Origin of the sequence: Streptomyces sp. 549 (assembly GCF_030124175.1) — a bacterium.
GTDB lineage: Bacteria > Actinomycetota > Actinomycetes > Streptomycetales > Streptomycetaceae > Streptomyces.
Genome location: NZ_JASKMT010000003.1, coordinates 22,636 through 38,734, shown reverse-complemented (window position 1 = coordinate 38,734; position 16,099 = coordinate 22,636). Strand labels below are relative to the sequence as shown.

11 protein-coding genes are annotated in these 16,099 nt (G+C 72.0%); 2 read left to right on the top strand and 9 right to left on the bottom strand.

The window, feature by feature from the left end; translation table 11 throughout:
- Positions 1-43 precede the first annotated feature (43 nt).
- Positions 44-3,340: a tetratricopeptide repeat protein gene (locus QNO07_RS04250; RefSeq protein WP_283990102.1), complete on the bottom strand. Its 3,297-nt coding sequence runs from the start codon at positions 3,338-3,340 to the stop codon at positions 44-46.
- Positions 3,341-3,497: 157 nt separating this feature from the next.
- On the opposite strand from QNO07_RS04250, the gene QNO07_RS04245 reads away from it, so the two are divergent.
- Positions 3,498-6,785 (top strand): S8 family peptidase, encoded by a 3,288-nt coding sequence (locus tag QNO07_RS04245; protein WP_283990101.1) that lies wholly within the window; start codon positions 3,498-3,500, stop codon positions 6,783-6,785.
- Between the two features lie 752 nt (positions 6,786-7,537).
- Here QNO07_RS04245 and QNO07_RS04240 read toward each other — a convergent pair.
- Entirely contained in the window at positions 7,538-7,948 is a 411-nt protein-coding gene (locus QNO07_RS04240) for a hypothetical protein (protein ID WP_283990100.1), read from the bottom strand.
- 178 nt (positions 7,949-8,126) lie between these two features.
- Here QNO07_RS04240 and QNO07_RS04235 point away from each other — a divergent pair, with 178 nt between their 5' ends.
- Positions 8,127-8,534 (top strand): hypothetical protein, encoded by a 408-nt coding sequence (locus QNO07_RS04235; RefSeq protein WP_283990099.1) that lies wholly within the window; start codon positions 8,127-8,129, stop codon positions 8,532-8,534.
- An 85-nt stretch (positions 8,535-8,619) separates the two neighbouring features.
- On the opposite strand, the gene QNO07_RS04230 is transcribed toward QNO07_RS04235, so the two are convergent.
- The 7 genes from QNO07_RS04230 to QNO07_RS04200 all read right to left on the bottom strand — a co-directional run bounded on the left by QNO07_RS04230 (position 8,620) and on the right by QNO07_RS04200 (position 16,077).
- The gene (locus QNO07_RS04230) at positions 8,620-9,048 is read right to left on the bottom strand and encodes a hypothetical protein (protein ID WP_283990098.1); all 429 of its coding nucleotides are present in this window, start codon (positions 9,046-9,048) and stop codon (positions 8,620-8,622) included.
- Positions 9,045-9,755, bottom strand: a complete 711-nt coding sequence (locus QNO07_RS04225; RefSeq protein WP_283990097.1) for a vWA domain-containing protein — start codon at positions 9,753-9,755, stop codon at positions 9,045-9,047. Before QNO07_RS04225 ends, QNO07_RS04230 begins: the two co-directional genes overlap by 4 nt.
- Before the next feature lie 14 nt (positions 9,756-9,769).
- The gene (locus QNO07_RS04220; RefSeq protein ID WP_283990096.1) at positions 9,770-10,918 is read right to left on the bottom strand and encodes a protein kinase domain-containing protein; all 1,149 of its coding nucleotides are present in this window, start codon (positions 10,916-10,918) and stop codon (positions 9,770-9,772) included.
- Entirely contained in the window at positions 10,915-11,904 is a 990-nt protein-coding gene (locus tag QNO07_RS04215) for a serine/threonine protein phosphatase (protein WP_283990095.1), read from the bottom strand. The genes QNO07_RS04220 and QNO07_RS04215 overlap by 4 nt, the downstream gene beginning before the upstream one ends.
- Before the next feature lie 179 nt (positions 11,905-12,083).
- Positions 12,084-13,340, bottom strand: coding sequence for a hypothetical protein (locus tag QNO07_RS04210; protein ID WP_283990094.1), 1,257 nt, complete (start codon positions 13,338-13,340; stop codon positions 12,084-12,086).
- Between the two features lie 36 nt (positions 13,341-13,376).
- Entirely contained in the window at positions 13,377-15,617 is a 2,241-nt protein-coding gene (locus tag QNO07_RS04205) for an amino acid adenylation domain-containing protein (RefSeq protein ID WP_283990093.1), read from the bottom strand.
- Positions 15,618-15,681: 64 nt separating this feature from the next.
- A complete protein-coding gene (locus QNO07_RS04200; protein ID WP_283990092.1) occupies positions 15,682-16,077 on the bottom strand; it encodes a hypothetical protein in 396 nt (131 codons plus the stop codon).
- Positions 16,078-16,099 lie beyond the last annotated feature (22 nt).

The following is a 16,099-nucleotide window of genomic DNA, read 5'->3' as shown; positions in this document are numbered from 1 at the left end:
CGGGCTGTCGGGCCGGTGTGCCCGGGCGCGGGGTGCCCGGTGCTCAGCCGGTGACGCCCAGCACGTCGCGGGCCTGCCGGGTGGGCACCAGGCCCAGGTGCCAGGCCTGCCAGCCGGACTCGGGCTGCACCCCGCGGTCCAGCATCAGGGCGTAGGTCTCGGCGGCCTCCTCCACCGCCGGGTCGCGCTGCGGGTGGCCCTCGCGTCGCAGTGACGCCAGCTCCTGCTGCGCCACGGCGGCGCCCACCTCGGAGCCGCCCGGTGAGGCGAACGGCAGCAGCGTGCAGCGCAGGAACCGCGCCCAGTCCGCTCCCCGCCGGTCGCCCGCGCCGTCGTCGTCCCCGGCTGCGGACCCGCCACCGGCCGTGTCGCCGTAGCCGCCGGTGAACAGGCGCAGCGCCTCGTCGGCCAGCTCCAGGGCCTGCACGGCCTTGGCGTTGCCGGCGTCGACCACCGCCAGCTCCAGGCAGGACCAGGCCTCGCCGTGCGCGGCGCCGACCCGGCGGAAGTCCGTCCTCGCGTCCTGGAGCAGCTGCCGGGCGAAGCCGCTGTTGTGCAGGGTCCCGGTCTTCGCGGCCCGCTGGTCCCGGGTGACGCGGCCCAGGTGGTGCCGGGCGCAGGCCAGTCCGTAGACATCCCGCATCCGGCTGAATCCGGACCTGGCCCGTTCCAGTTCCTGCACGGCGCTGTCCCGGTCCCCGGCCTCCTCGTGAGCCAGCCCCAGGTAGTACAGCGTCCACGCCTCACCCCGGGCGTCCTCGCTCTCCCGGTGCCGGGCCAGCGCACCCACCAGGGACTCCAGCGCCTCTGCCGACTCACCCGCGTACAGGCGGGCGCGGGCGAGCTGCGTCTCCACCCACGCCTGGCCGCGCCGGTCCTGGCTGCGCCGGTAGTCCTCGCGTGCCTCGTCGAGTTCCGACTCGGCGCCCGCGACGTCCCCGACGAGCAGCAGCGTCTGGCCGAGCTGGAAGTGGGCCCACGCCTGGCCGTGCACACTCTCGCTGGCCCGGTGCAGTGCCAGCGACCGGTGCAGCATGTCGATGGCCGGCCCGACCCGGCCGCGGTCCCGTTCGACCGCCGCCAGGGCGTGCAGCGTCCACCCCCGGTCGCCCTCCAGTCCCTCACCGGTCTGCAGCCGCAGCGCCTCCGTGAGCTTCGCGGCGGCCTCGGGCAGCTGCCCCTGGTGGTGCAGGGTGATGCCCAGCTCGCGCAGGGTGCGCGCGGCCCCGGCCTGGTGGTCGGCCTCCAGGTAGAGGTTCACCACCGACGACAGCGTGGTGTGCGAACGGTCCAGCTCGCCCAGCTGCCGGGCCGCCACGCCGGTGCGCCACTGCACGGACCGGGTCAGCAGTCCCCGGTCGACGGCTTGCGTCAGCTCGTTCAGCTCGCCCAACCGGTACAGGTCGCCGCGCAGCAGGCAGTAGTCGCACAGCGCGCCCAGCAGGTGCAGCACGGCTGCCTGGTCGACGCCCTCGTTGACGTGCCGCAGTGTGGCGGTGATGAAGCTGGACTCGTCGTCCAGCCAGCGCAGCGCCGCGTCCAGCGAGGGGAAGCCGTGGCTGCCGAAGTGGTCCGCGCGGGTCGACGTCTTGCCGTCGACCATGCGGATCACGGTGTCGGCCAGCTCGGCGTAGCTGCGGATCAGCCGCTCCTGCGCGGCGCTCCGCTCCTCGGCGGGCTCCTCGTCCAGCAGCCTGGACCGGGCGAACCGGCGCACCAGGCCGTGCAGGCGGTAGCGGTCGCCGCGGGCCGGTTGGATCAGCCCGGCCCGGGCCAGCTCAGCGAGCTGCCGGCCCGCCTCCCGTTCGGTCGTCGACAGCAGTGCCGCCCCGGCGGCCGGACCCAGGCTGGCCCGCCCGGCGAGCGCCAGCCGCCGCAGCAGCCGGCGTGCCGCTTCCGGCTGGTCGGCGTAGCGCAGTGCCAGGGCGCGCTGCACCGGCTCCACCGAACCGGCCGGGCCGTAGGCGGCCAGGTCGTCCGCGACCCGGGCCGCGGTGCGGTCGGCGCTCAGCGCGGACCCGGCCAGCCGCAGTGGGAACGGCAGCCCGCCGCACCACTGGGCGACCCGTTCGTAGCCGCTCGCGTCGTAGGGGCCGCCGGCCGGCGCCGCCGCGCGCAGCACCTCCTCCGCCCCTGCCTCGTCCAGCCGGCCCAGTTCCAACTGGTGCACGTGGGCGGGCAGGTCCTCGGGCAGGTCCAGCGGACCCGGGGCGGTCACCAGCACCAGGGAGTCGGAGCGGGCCGGGACCAGCGCCGCCACCTGCTCGGCGTCGGTGGCGTCGTCGAGGACCACGGTGACCGCCAGTTCGGCCAGGTGGCGGTGGTACAGCTCCACCAGCCGGCGCTGGTGCTGGTCGTCCTGCGGGCCCTCCCGCCCCGAGCCGCGGAACAGCAGCTGCTCGCGGGGAGCGCCCAGCCGGTTCAGCAGGTGCAGCAGCGCGTCGCGGGTGCTGAGCGGTTTGCCCTCGGAGGAGTCGCCGCGCAGGTCCACCAGGCACGCGCCGCGGAACAGGTCGCGCAGGTCGTGGGCGGCGCGGACGGCCAGTGCGGACCGCCCCGACCCGGCCGGCCCGTGCAGCACCACCACGGTGGAGCGGGTGGCGGTGCTGGCCCGGCCCTGCCGCACCCACTGGGCGATCTGCCCCAGTTCGACCCGGCGTCCGGCGAACTGCGCCTCAGGAGAGGGGAGTTGTACGAACGACTGCTCCAGCAGGTTGCGCTGCCGGGCGGCGGCGCTGCGGTCCCGGCCGCGCAGCTGCGGCTGGGCCCGGCGCCGCTGCACCGCGGCGCTGCCGCCGCGCTGCTGGCGCGGTACCACCATGCGCTGCTGCTCCAGGAAGGGCCGCACGCCCCGCACTTCCAGGGCCGTCAGCCACTCCCGTTTCAACGACTCGACGCCGCCGGGCTGCTGCTGAGTGCCCGCGCCGCGCTGAGCCGCCCACAGGTGCGCGACGAGGGCCTGCGTCACCACGCCCAGGACGCCGACGGCCGCGACGACCGCCGCAGCGCCCATCGCCTCCGCGAAGCCGTGACCGCGGTCGAACAGCAGGATCGCCACCGCCGCGGCCGACACTCCGCCCGCGGCCGGGCCCAGCGACCGCCCGGTGAACCGTTCGGAGAGCCGGCTCGGCGACGCCGCGTCCACGGCGCGCACGTACCCGGCGTACTCCTCGTGTGCCCGCGCCGTCATCTCGTCCAGCGAGGCGCGGGCGCGGGCGTACAGCACCTGGCCGTCCGCGGTGCCGCCGGACCGGCGCACCTCCTCCTCGACGGCCTGTGCGAGCAGGCGCTCCGCCTCCAGCCGGTCGCTTTCCCGCAGTTCGCTCGTTGCCCCCGCCATACACACCTCTCGGTCGTTTCGTAACAACAGTTCTTCGGTTTTCCGTCCAGGTACGACACCCCATGACCCTCACGGCATACTTCTGATCGCGGGGGCCACGGGGTCCCCGATTGGTGAACACACATCACCAGGGGGAAAGTTGAGAAACAAGTCCACAATGGGTGCCACCGCGCTGGCGACAGCCGTGGTGATCGCGTTGACGGCGGGCGCCACCGGCCCGTCGTACGCGGCGCAGCCCGCGCCCACCGCGCTGAAGGCCCAGGGGGCCGAGCGGGTGGGGAACACGACGGGCCGGACCGACGGAAGCACCGTCACCCTCCTCACCGGCGACCGCGTCCTGCTTGACCCGCAGGGCAAGGTCACCGGGCTGATACGTGCCCAGGGGCGCGAGCACATACCCGTCCGGACGCAGCGGACCGGCGACAGCACCTTCGTCCTGCCGCACGACGCCGAGAAGTTGATCCGGGCCGGCAAGGTCGACCGGGGACTCTTCGACGTCACCGAACTCAGCCGCGAGCAGTACCGCAAGACCGCCGGCACCGGCGTGCCGTTCATCGTGACCTACCGCGGCAAGAGCCCCGCGGCCAAGGCCGCGCTGCGGGCCACGGCGGACCCGGAGATCCGGGCCGGCCTCCCGACCGTCAACGGTGAGGCCGTCACCGTCGCCGAGGAGGACGCGGCGGCGGCGTGGAAGGCCCTCACCGAGAAGGCCGGCACCGACACCGTCTCCCTCGACCGCATCCGGCAGGTGCGCCTGGACAAGAGCGTGCCGCAGATCGGCACCCCCGCCGCCTGGCAGGCCGGTTACCAGGGCGAGGGCACGACCATCGCGATCCTCGACACCGGCATCGACACCACCCACAAGGACCTGTCGGGTACCAAGGTCGTCGCGTCGAAGAACTTCAGCGACTCCCGCAACACCCGCGACCTCGTCGGCCACGGCACACACGTCGCTTCCATCGCGGCCGGCACCGGCGCGGCCTCCGGCGGCAAGTACAAGGGTGTGGCCCCCAAGGCCCGGCTGCTCAACGCCAAGGTCCTCGACGACGACGGCTACGGCTTCGACTCCGGCATCATCGAGGGCATGGAGTGGGCCGTAGCGCGCGGCGCGAAGGTCATCAACCTCAGCCTCGGCGGCGGCGACACCGCCGACATCGACCCCATGGAGGAGGCGGTCAACAAGCTGTCCGCCTCCAGCGGCGCGCTGTTCGTGATCGCGGCGGGCAACGAGGGCCCGAACCCGCAGAGCGTCGGCACGCCGGGCAGCGCGGACGCCGCGCTGACCGTCGGCGCCGTCGACAAGAAGGACAAGCTCGCGGAGTTCTCCTCCGTCGGCCCCCGCATCGGTGACGGCGCGGTCAAGCCCGACCTGACCGCGCCCGGAGTGGACATCGGCGCGGCGGCGGCCAAGGGCAGCCTCATCGAGAAGGAGGGCGCCCCGGTCGCCCCCGGCTACGTCGCCATCTCCGGCACCTCGATGGCTACGCCGCACGTCGCCGGCGCGGCGGCGCTGCTCGCGCAGCAGCACCCCGACTGGAGCGGTGAGCGCATCAAGTCCGTCCTGACCGCCTCCACAAAGGCGGCCAAGGGCTACTCGGCGTTCCAGACCGGTTCGGGACGCGCCGACCTGGCGCGCGCCATCAACCAGCAGATCGTCGCCGAGCCCTCGTCGATCAGCTTCGGCACCGCGCAGTGGCCGCACACGGACGACAAGCCGATCACGAAGCCGCTCACCTACCGCAACCTGGGTGACACCGACGTGACGCTGAAGCTGGCCGGCACCGGCACCGGCCCGACCGGCAAGCCGGCCCCGGCCGGCATGTTCACGCTGGCCGCGACCGAGCTGACCGTCCCGGCGGGCGGCACCGCCACCGTCGACGTCACCGCCGACACCCGCCCGGGCGGCAACCTCAACGGCGGCTACAGCCTCCAGATCGCCGCCACCGGCGGCGGCCAGGTGGTGCGCACCGCCGCTGCCGTCGACCGCGAGGCCGAGTCGTACAACGTGACGATGCGCGCCATCGGCCGCGACGGCAAGCCGGCCAAGGACTGGTTCGGCGACCTCGTCTCGCTGACCTCCCACCAGTGGGTGTCGTTCGACCCCACATCCCCGGCGACGGTCCGGCTCCCCAAGGGCGCCTACACCGCTGACGCCAGCGTCGGACTGTTCAACAAGGCGGGCACGGCGGTGCTCGGCATCGACTGGCTCGTCACGCCGATGCTGAACCTGACGAAGGACACCACGCTCGTCTACGACGCCCGCAAGGCGAAGCCGATGACCATGACGGTGGCCGACAAGAAGGCCAAGCAGACCGAGCTGACCGCCGAGTTCGAAATGGAGAGCGGCCGGGACATCTACTACGGAATGGGCTTCATCACCGACGGTCTGAGCCAGGGCTTCCGCACCGCGCAGGTCGGCGCACTGCCCTCCGGCACGAAGGTGAACGCCGCCGCCGCCACCACCTGGACCAGGGGCGCCACCGAGTACCGCTCGGCGCACGCCCGCAAGGGCAGCATGTACACCGGGCTGACCCAGCACACCAAGCAGAACCAGATGGCGAAGGTCGTCGCCCGCGAGGGCGCCTCGGCCAAGGGCCGCACGGGTGTGCTGGTCACCACGCCGACCGTGTCGATGGGCGGCGGCTTCCCGGCGCCCCACAAGCTGCCGCGCACCACCACCGTGTACGTGCGGGCCGCCGGCCTCAAGTGGGGCCACGACTTCTACCAGCTCGACAAGAAGGGCGACTTCGAGGCCGTCTACCAGGAGAACCCCCGCGCCTACACCGCGGGCAAGAGCCGGACGACCAGCTTCAACCACGCCGTGTTCGCGCCGAAGCTGGGCAAGTACCAGGGCCTGTTCCGCTCCGGCAACACCATCTACGGTGCGGTGAACCCGTTCGCCGACGCTGCCGGCCACCTGGGCGGCAGCACCTACACCAAGGCCTCGACGACGCTCTACCGCAACGGCAACAAGTTCCGGACGGTGCGCGACGTCATCGACTTCGCCGAGTTCGAGGTGCCGGCGGGCAAGGCGAACTACCGGCTCGTCACGACGATCCAGCGCAGCGGCGTGGCGACCGTCAGCACCAAGGTCAGCGCCTCCTACTCGTTCACCTCGCAGCGGACGAACAAGGACACCGCGCTGCCCGCCAGCGCGGTGCGCTTCGCGCCGAAGCTGGCGCTGGACGCGACCGCCAAGGCGGGCTCCACGCTCACCGTGCCGGTCAAGGTCGAGGGATCGGCTGCCGGCAAGCAGCTGAAGTCGCTCACCGTCCAGGCCAGTTACGACGGCGGCAAGAAGTGGACCACGCTGAAGGTCACCAAGGGCAAGGTGAAGGTGAAGACCCCGAAGAAGGGCAAGGCCGTCTCGTTCAAGGCCAAGGCCGTGGACAAGAAGGGCAACACCACCACCCAGACCCTGATCGACGCCTACCGCGGCAAGTAGCACCACCCCGCGTCCCGGGCCCCGCCCGGTGACGTGGTCCAGCGGCCCGCCGGAGACCCTTCCGGCGGGCCGCACCCGTGCGGCGGGGGTCGCGGGGAGCGGCCCGGCTCCCGGCGAACCGGCGTGATCCGTCCGTACGCGGCGGGTCTGGGCGGGCATATGCGGGGGCAGAATACGGGGCGTCGTGCACACATGTCGGCGCCGAGGTCCCCAGCCCGTTCCGCACCGGACGACGTCGGACTCCGCGCCGCGACCGGACCGGGAAGGCGGGGACGTGCCGACGGTGTTCTCACGGTTACGGCGACCGGCGGCACGGCCGGGGACGGCAGCGGCCGGGTCGGGCCTGCGACGCGCCCGGTCCTTCATGATCCTGGCGACCGGGCTCTACCGGGCGAGCCACCTGGCGGTCGGCCTGTTCGCGGTGCTCCAGCACCAGCGGGAACGGCCGGCGGAGAACGGTGCGCGGCCCGTGCGGAGGCGGCCGACGCCTCCGCACGGGCCGCGGGTGATCAGTTCGGCTTCGTCGTGCAGCAGGAGCTGCTGCTGCTCGTGAGGCTCACCGGCCACATGGGAGTCCAGCCCCCGTGATCCGCCTGCGGGTCCCCCGTGTACCGGCGCCGTCGGCCGCCGACGAATGCGGGTGGCAACGACCGCATCCCCTCCGGCCCCGACCGGGCAGACGACGCCCCGGCTACCCGCCCGCCCGAGACGGTGGGCCCGGCACCGGCCGCCTTGCGGCGAGCACGACGGGATCACTTGGGTGAAGGCTCCGGACTCAGTTCTTCCTGGCCGATGCGCGCGCCCGACTTGTAGATCGTCACGACACTGTCGCGGATGTCGTAGCGGTACGGAGGGTTGTGCGCCTCGTACCCGCCGCTGATCCGCTTGGCCGGCATGGCGATGCCCGGCTCACGGCGATCGCTGAACTCGCCGAAGTAGTAGAGCTTTCCCCCGCTGGTGCGGCACAGCGTGATCTGCTTGTTCCTCGTGCGGAAGGCCTCGACCAGCTCCGCACCGTCACCCGACGGCAGCGCGTCGGCGACGCGCAGTGGGCAGGTGGCGGAAGTGCTCGGTCGTGTGGCGGAACCATCAGGGGGGCCGGAGGTGGAGCCGTCCAGTGCGCTGACGCAGCTCCGGCCGACCACGAGGAGCACGATGCTCATGACGAGGGTGCCCAGACAACTCGCGCAGTTGTTGCTCTTCGCTGGAGCCGGTGGCGGTGACCAGCGGGGCGCGGGAGGCGGGGTAGGCGCTGGGGTGGGCCGCGGAGTGGCCGGGGTGTAGCCCGTCGTGGCTGTGGGCGGCGGGTGGAAGAGACTCTCGGGGCGCGGGCTCGCCGGCGTGCGGGTGGACGACGGCCGCTTCGGGGCCGGCCGCTTCGTGGCGGCCTTCTTGGCTGACGAGCTCGACGAGGACGAGGTCCTCTTCGGGGTCGGCTTCTTGGCCCCCGGTCTTGCCGAGCCGCCCGACGCAGGCGAGGCGGACTTGGGCGCCGACTTCTTCGCGGCCGGTCTGGCCGCGGGTCTTGCCGCTGCCTTCCAGCCGGTACCGCAGACGAAGCAGGAGGCGTCCGACGCGACGTTGTTGGTGTCGCATCTGGCGCAGCGCCAGTCCGCGGCCGGTCTGGCCGGTGACGGTCGTTTCGTCGCCGGCCGCGGGGCGCTCCTGCTGGGAGAGGCCTTGGGTGGAGCGGGCGCGCGTCGGGTGCTGCCGCAGATCGTGCAGGCCTTCTCCGCAGGCTCGTTGTAGACATCGCAGTCCGCGCAGCGCCAGTTGGCTGTTGCCGCCACCCTGTACTGCCTTTCCTGGTCGAGTGGGTCGGGAGGGGCCCGGCTCAGTCGGCGTCGCTCTCGACCCGAACCATGACCTCGTCGAACAGCTTCTCGGATGCGGAGCCCGTGGGCGCCAGGACCCAGCCGTCCGTCCCCGGGGGAACCCGGGCGAGCTCCGCGGTCCCGTCCTCGTCGGCCTGCCGGTCCGGCACGCCGTGGTCGCGCCGCAGACGCTGGATCAGTTGCTCGACGTCCCGGAAGTGGACGGCTGGGACAACGACCCGCACCGCGATCAGGTCGGCCGCCTCGGGCGGTGCACTCCGGAAGCAGAACAGCAGCTGTCCGGAGCTGCCCTCGGGTCTGGGGCGTAGAGAGACCTCGACGCAGCGCTCGGCTTTGACCTCCAGGTCCGCGGTGGCGGGCAACCCCACGCTCAGGACGCCCTCGGCGTAGTCGAGTCGGAACCCGGGCCACTCCAGTAGCGGGGTCACAGACTGTTCGCGATGGTCTCGATGATCTCGTCCATCTCGAACTCCTCAAGGCCCTCGCCCGCCTTGGACTCGAAGTGCAGGGTCAGATCCCACTCCTCGGAGATCGGCTCCTTCCACGGCTCCTGGCCCGGCGCGAACAGAACGAGTCGCTTGGCCGACTGCTCCATGACGGCGGTCTGGCTGCGGGCGTACCCCCACTGCTCGAAGAGGTCGTCGATGGAGCGTGGGATGTTCGCCGGGTACGTCTGCGCGGAGGCGCCTACGGTGCCGAGTGGGTGAGCGGGGGCATCCGTGAACATCACGATGACGTGGCGCCTGCGGTCCAAGCCCGTCTCCCAGGGGGAGTTGATGGCGAGGGCGAGCGCTTCGAGACCGGACTCCGGGATGTCACCGCCGCCGCCCGCGTCGATGCCGCGCACGAAAAGTTCGAAGTCCTCGGCCTGCTCGGGCAGGCGCAGGAAGTCGGTCTGCTCGATCGCCGTCGCCGGATCGTCACCGAAGTCCCGGAACGCGATGGTCTTCAGCCGCAGCTGGCTGATCGCCTTGCCCTTCTTCGCCATCACGTCGGTGAGGCGGTCGTGGAACTGCAGCGCGCTCGACTTCACGTGGTCGAGGACGGGGAACATGCTGGCGGTCGCGTCGACGCAGAGCACGATGTCGACGGCGTACTGCAGGTTGCCCTGGTACTGGTCGTTGACGGGGTTCATGTAAGTCTCCTGGTTCACGGTGTGTTGCGGTCACGGCCGCGGTCGCCAAGGTTGATGCGGACGCGGGAGGACCTGGTAGGGGGCGGGCTGGCGGGGGCCGGCCCGGTGGCCGGCTCAGGGGGTGGGGGATCGGTCACCGCGGGACGCGGAACGGGAGCGGGGCCGCCCGTACGCGGCCTGAGGTTGGCGCGGACCCGGCTCGATCGTGCGTGCGGCGCGGAACTCTCCCCTGCGGAGGGCTCTACAGGCGCCGCGGAGCCGGGCCTGCGGTGCTGGAGGGCGCAGACCTTCGGATCCGACAGGGCCTTGAGATACGTCACCATGCGCGGACGCTGCTTGGGGTCCGCCTGGGTCATCGCCCGCATCAGCCCCTGCATCTCGTCCGACAGGCGCGGATCGAGGCGCAGCCGCCCGCCACCGTTAACCGCGTCCGCCGGAGAGCCGAACCGCCTGTCGTGGCGAGGGAGCTCGCCCGTCAGGTAGAGATGGGTCATGAGACCGAGCGCGAAGACGTCCACGGCGCACATCAGCCGATCGGGCCCGACGGAGCCGTCCTGCTGCAGATAGCGTCGCCACTCCGGTGCCCCGTACAGGGAGTCGCCGGAGATGTCCTCAGGCGCGGGCGGCTTCCCCGCGACGTACGAGTCGTCGAAGTCGATCAGCTTCGCCGTGTGGAAAGCCGCGTCGTCCCGCTTCTGCACGAGCACGTTGAGCGGCTTGAGGTCCCCGTGTACCACGCCGATGTCGTGCAGCTGCCTCAAGCTGGTCCCGAGCGTCTTGAGCAGGACCATCTTCTGGCGCGGCTCCAGCGATTGCGGCTTCTCCAGGCTGGAGGTGTCGATGCGCTCGGTGACCTTGTAGTAGGTACTGCCCTCGTGGAAGAAGTCAGTCGCGAGCACGAGGTTGCCGCCGCCGGGGGCGTCGGGGCGCAGCAGCTTCATGATCGTGCGATGTCGCTCCTCGAACTCCCGGGCCAGCTGCCGCCTGATCCGCAGGCTAGGCGAGTCACGGTCGTCGTTCTTGGGCCGTTTGGGTTCGAGGAACTGCTTGACGAAGTAGGCGGAGCCGGACTTCTCAGCGAACGCCCAGATGCACTTCCCGCCGTTGGCGTTGGTGGGCGCGGTGGTGATGCGGTAGCCCGCGATCACGTCTCCCTGCTTCATACGAGCTCCTCGGGCGGGTGTGGCAGATACGACTCGTAGTCGCGGCGGTACACCTGCCACGACTGGTCCTGCCAGGCTCTGATCCGGGCCGCGGTGTCGTGCGGCTCCGCGATGGGGTCCGGTACCGCGGTGAGGGCACTCGGCCTGCCCCGCGACTGCTGAGCGGACAACTGCTCCAGCCGGCGGGAGAATCGAGCACGCAGGTCGTCGAAGTCCCGGTAGTTCAGGGCCAGCAGTGCGAGGGAGGCGTCGTCGGCCGTGAAGGACTCCACCTGGTGGCGGAGCAGGTGGGCCCACTCGGCCGCGCTCCCGGCCTGCTGCAGAGTGCGCAGCAGGAGATCCTCGAAGTCGGCAGGTGTGTGCACGTAGCCGAAGAACCCGTCCGTGGCCGCGACGAGCACGCACGGCAGCCGCATGACCAGGTGATGAGTGTCGATGTCGAACTCCCGGTCTGCACAGACGATGTTGGTCATCGGCGGGTCGCTGCGCAGGAGTTCCAGTGCGTCGCTCTCCTGGGTGTGGTCGCGGGTGAGGACGTGCAGCCCGCTCTCCGGCAGCAGTGCGTAGGCCCGTGAGTCACCCGCCCACAGCGGGCGCAGCTCGACCTCCGCCTCTCCGTCGGCGACCTGGTAGTGGACGCCCGCGAGGGTGGTGGGCAGCTGGCGGCGCATGGTGCCGCCGATCTTGCTGTGCCGCTGCGGTGCCTTGTCGAGGAAGTACTTCAGATACGTGTGCAGCGACTGCGGTTCTACGTCCTGACGGTCCCTTGTGACGTCGTGGAGCCAGCACTCGGTGGCCAGCCGGGCGGTGCGCGCGCCCACCCAGGCACTGGTACGGGACGTGCCGTCGGGTGCTTGCCACGCCGGGGCCGCGCCGGCGCCGCCCGAACCGTCGAACACGGCGAGCAGTCCCTGCCCGGACTCCCAGTGGTGGGCGACGAATGGCTCCGCGTCCTCTCCGCGCCCCGGGATCCGCTCAGTCCACACGGACAGCGCCTGTACCCATCCCCTTGCCTCGCCCCAGGCGAGCTGGGGTGGAGTGAGCGGAGACGCCGGCGGCTCGCTGGCCGCGGCGGGCCCGGGCATGAGCGCTGCCGCCCCCGACCCGGTCTGTGAGGGCCGGAACTGAGGGGGCGGGACGTAGCCGTCCTGCCGGGAATGGTCCATCACGGCTCCCCGCCGGGGTCGGCGGGCCGGCGTTTGGCGGTGCCGCGCACCCGGCTCACTCTCGGCTTCGGCTTCGGCGACTCGGGAGCGGAGAGACGCGAGGGAGGGGAGGTAGGCGAGGGCGGGGCACCGCCCGGGGCCGGTAGCGGCTCGTCCTCGGGCGGTGGGCCGGAGGCGGCGGCAGGTCCCGGGCGCGCGCCACGGCCGGTGAGCCGCCCGCCGCCCGGGGCGTCGTCCGCGGGGAACCCGCGTGGGTGGTCGGCCCCAGGGTCTGTGGAGCTCCGACTGGCAGTGCCCCGCGTCTCGTGGCCCTCGCGCAGCACCTCGCCCCTGAGGGGCGGCGCCGGGAAGTCGTCCCCGATGGGTTCGGGCGTGGCCGGCTCAATGGCCCGGGACAGCGAACCGCGCAGGCGCCCGCGCCGTGTCGCCCTTTCGAAGAAACCGTCTCCGTCCCGAAGCACCTCGTCCAGAACAGCGCGTTCCAGCTCAGTCTGCTCGAACGGCTCCCGGTCACGGTCGCCGCGCTCCAGGACCATCCGCATGACCTCGCGCTTCGCCTCGCGCTTCTCCGCCTCGCTCTTCTCGATCCAGGCGAGAGCGGCGCGCGGCCCCTCCTTCTCCATGATCTCGCCGATGAGGCCGTCGACGCCCTCCTCGCGGATCATCTCGACGTGCCGGGTGCGCCGCATGCGCGAGAGCCTGGTCTCCCGCACCACGTCCCGGAACTCGCGCCCACTGGCGGCGATCTCGTCCTCGTCCACCAGCAACTCGACGTGGATGTTGCGCAGCCGGACGGCGTCGTCGCCGGTGAACGAGGCGAGCGCGGTGTTGAGTGCTTGCTCCGCCTCGTGGAAGTCGGCGATGTCGTGGTCCCGCGCCACCTCCCGCAGCGTCCTGCGCAGATACCCGTACAGGGCACCGCTCATGTCACGAATGCCGCGGGCGACGACCTCCGCCGGGTCCGCGACCCTGCAGGTCAGATCGACGCGGCTGCGGAAGGAGAACGTGGGGTCGCGACTGAGCAGCGGGATGTCCAGGACGAGGCGGTGCTCCCCGACATCCACCGTGAACACCGAGCGATAGGTGCCGTACCGCGCGGACGGGATCTCCTCCCCGCTGCGGATCGTCAACGATGGGCCGCTGTCCCGGACCAGGACCAGGGCCCGGCCGGGGTCCGGCGGATGGAGCGGACTCGTCAGCCGCCACCTTGGCAGCTCCGCGACATCGAGGACCGGATCGTACGTCTGTTCCTGCATGGTCTGGCTGTCACCTCGCTCTCTTGCGTCTACGGGTCAGATGCGGCGGCTCAGCCGCGCCGCGTTCACCGAGGGGCGGTCGCGGTCGGCAGCCCACTTGCCGAGCCACCACAGCAGCCGCTCCCGGTGCTTGCCGGGCCTGCGGGCGATGTCGGCGAGGAGCGCCGTGACGCGGTCGAGGTTCTCTGGACTCAAGGGCGCGTAGGTGTCGATCCACTCCCGCAGGGCCGCCAGCGCGGAGTCCTGGACCGGCCGCCTGGCCAGCGCGCGCGCCCACAGCTCCGCGACCTGCTCGCCGTGCTCGGGCAGGGAAGTGAGCAGCAGGGGCACACCCCCGACGCCCGGCGTTCCCACGTCCGCCGACGGGCGCTCGTACGGCCGGGAGACCGCGAAGACGAAGGCGGACAGCGTCTTGACAACCATGGGGGACAGGTCCTGGGGGGCGGACCAGTCCAGGTAGGCGTCCAGGAGCGCGGCGGCCTGTCCTTGATGGAGGAGGTGGACGCCGCCCCAGGCGACCGCAGGCAGCGTGCCCCAGTCGTCGCCGCGGTCGAGCGCGCCGCGCAGCACGCCGACGGCGCGGTCGGGGGCGGAACGTCCCAGGATCCCGCCCGCCGCGTTCGCCGCGGTGCCCGCGAGGCGCCGCTGGTACGCGGAGCTGCCGCCCCGGGCCCATTCGTCCAGCAACTCCCAGACAGCCCCGGCAGTCTCGGGCCGGCTGCCGGCCACGCCGAGTGCGGTCGCGGCGGCCTGCCGCGGCGGCCAGGACGTGGAGCCCGCCCAGCCGGTGAGGAAGCGGTGCACCGCGTAGTGGTGGTCCGCCCAGGCGAGGACACCGGCGGCGACGGAGGCGCGGGCCCGCACCTCGAGGTCGCGGTGGCCGAGCAACCGGCGCAGCCACTCGATGAAGGCATCCCGGCGCCCGTCCAGCGTGCTCCAGGCATGGACCAGGACGGCCTGGCCGAGTAGCGGGCCCCGGAACCGGACCCGGGGCGGACCGCCCGCACCGAGCGGTCCCGAGCGGGGAGAATCTAGCCGGATCCACTGCTGCTCATCGGCGAGACGGTCGGCGAACCGCAGATCCGGCGGAGCCGGTTCGGGCGGTGTCAGCGCGCTGTGCAGCTTCACGGCGGCCTCGGCGACAGTGAGGTAGCTGCTGTCCTCCAGCACCGCGGCGGCGAGCGCGAAGGCGACCGCCTCTGGCGTCCGGTACTGCTGGAACCAGGAACGGACCTGGTCGCTCGGATCACGCAGAGCCGTGACTGCGGCTGCCAGATCGCCGTCCGCGGTGATCACCGACGCGAGTCGTACGGCGTGCCGGGCAGCGGTCTGTTCCCGCAGCGCGCTGACGGCGTTGGCGGCCTTGAGAAGCGCGTGCAGCTGAGCCCGGGCCCCGGGCTCCGGCGCATGGCCGAGCACCCGGCGCTCAAGGATCACCAGTGGGTCGGGCGGCTTGAGTTCGTGACGTGCGAACGTCTCGCTACCGCTCGTGCTGGTGGCGGCGAGCGCGAGGTCGCGGCCGCCGGTGAGGACAAGCCGGCATCCGGCCGCACGCAGTGCGGCGGCAACGGAACCCAGTTGGCGGGGCCCGAACCCCCCCACGCCCGCAGGTCCTTCATCGACCTCCGCGAGATAGCCGCAGTTCTTGGCGGGCGGCTCCCAGCCGGGCTCGGTCAGGGCTGTCGGATCGAGCAGGCGGTGACAGCCACCGTCCTGGCTGCCGCTGAGGGCGGTGGCCTCGGACAGCAGGTTGACGGCGGTGGCCGCGCGCCCGCTGCCGGGCGGCCCGGTCAGCACGAGCAAGGCCTGCTCCCGAAGGTCGTCGAGGGCCGCGTCGTACCCGTCGGGCTGGACGAACAGATCGGTGTACTCAGCGAGTTCGACGCTGTCGAGAACGACCACCACACCTGTGCACCGGGATGCCGCCGTTTCGCGCACACCTTCGGTGTGGAATCCGCCTCCGAAGCTGACGGTCTCGTTGAACAGCGCGAGCGTGCCGATGCGTGTTCCCGACGCGTCGTCGCTCAGGCGTGCGGCGATGAGGTCGGCGATGGCAGACGCCCGCCGCGCCTCGACCTGCTCGGCGTCGTCGTGCCCCCTGTCCGAGGTGAGCGAACGCAGCGCGTCCGACTCACTGACGGGCCCGTCCTCTTCCTCGTCAAAGGGGCGCGGCTCGCCTTTCGGGGAGTCCTTCGTAGGCGACGGGGCCTCCGTCGGAGCGCTGCCAGGTGCGGTAACGACCGGCGGTCGGGAATCCGATGCTGCTTCCTCACTCAAGGGATCTTGGTCTTCCGGACGTGGCGGTGACGTGAAGTCAACTGCGCGGAGGGCGTTCGGACAACTACGAGATGTTCCAGTCGCCCTTGACCTCGACCTTTTCGTTGAACACCTGGGAGTTCTTGATCAGTGCCGCATTGACCTGCGCACCACTGCCCCGGGCGGCAACGGCCTCGTTCACCATCTGGCGCACCTCGTGCTCGAAGCTGCGGTCGAGCAGCATGTGGGCGGCAAGCACTCGCTCCAGGGCCTGCTGGGCGCTCTCGTCGCTGGGCGCCCGGGTGGCCTCGTCGAGCGCGGCCACGGCGGTGGAGTCGCCGCGGAACCGCGCTCGGATCCGCGCGACGAGCCGCGCCCCGCCGTCCCAACCCGAACGCCCGGCCTCCTGGCCCGCGCTCTCCAACGCCCCCTTGACCACGAGCGCGACACCCGCGGCCGCGACAGCCGTCACAGGATCCATCTCGTTCCCCCGAATTCACCCA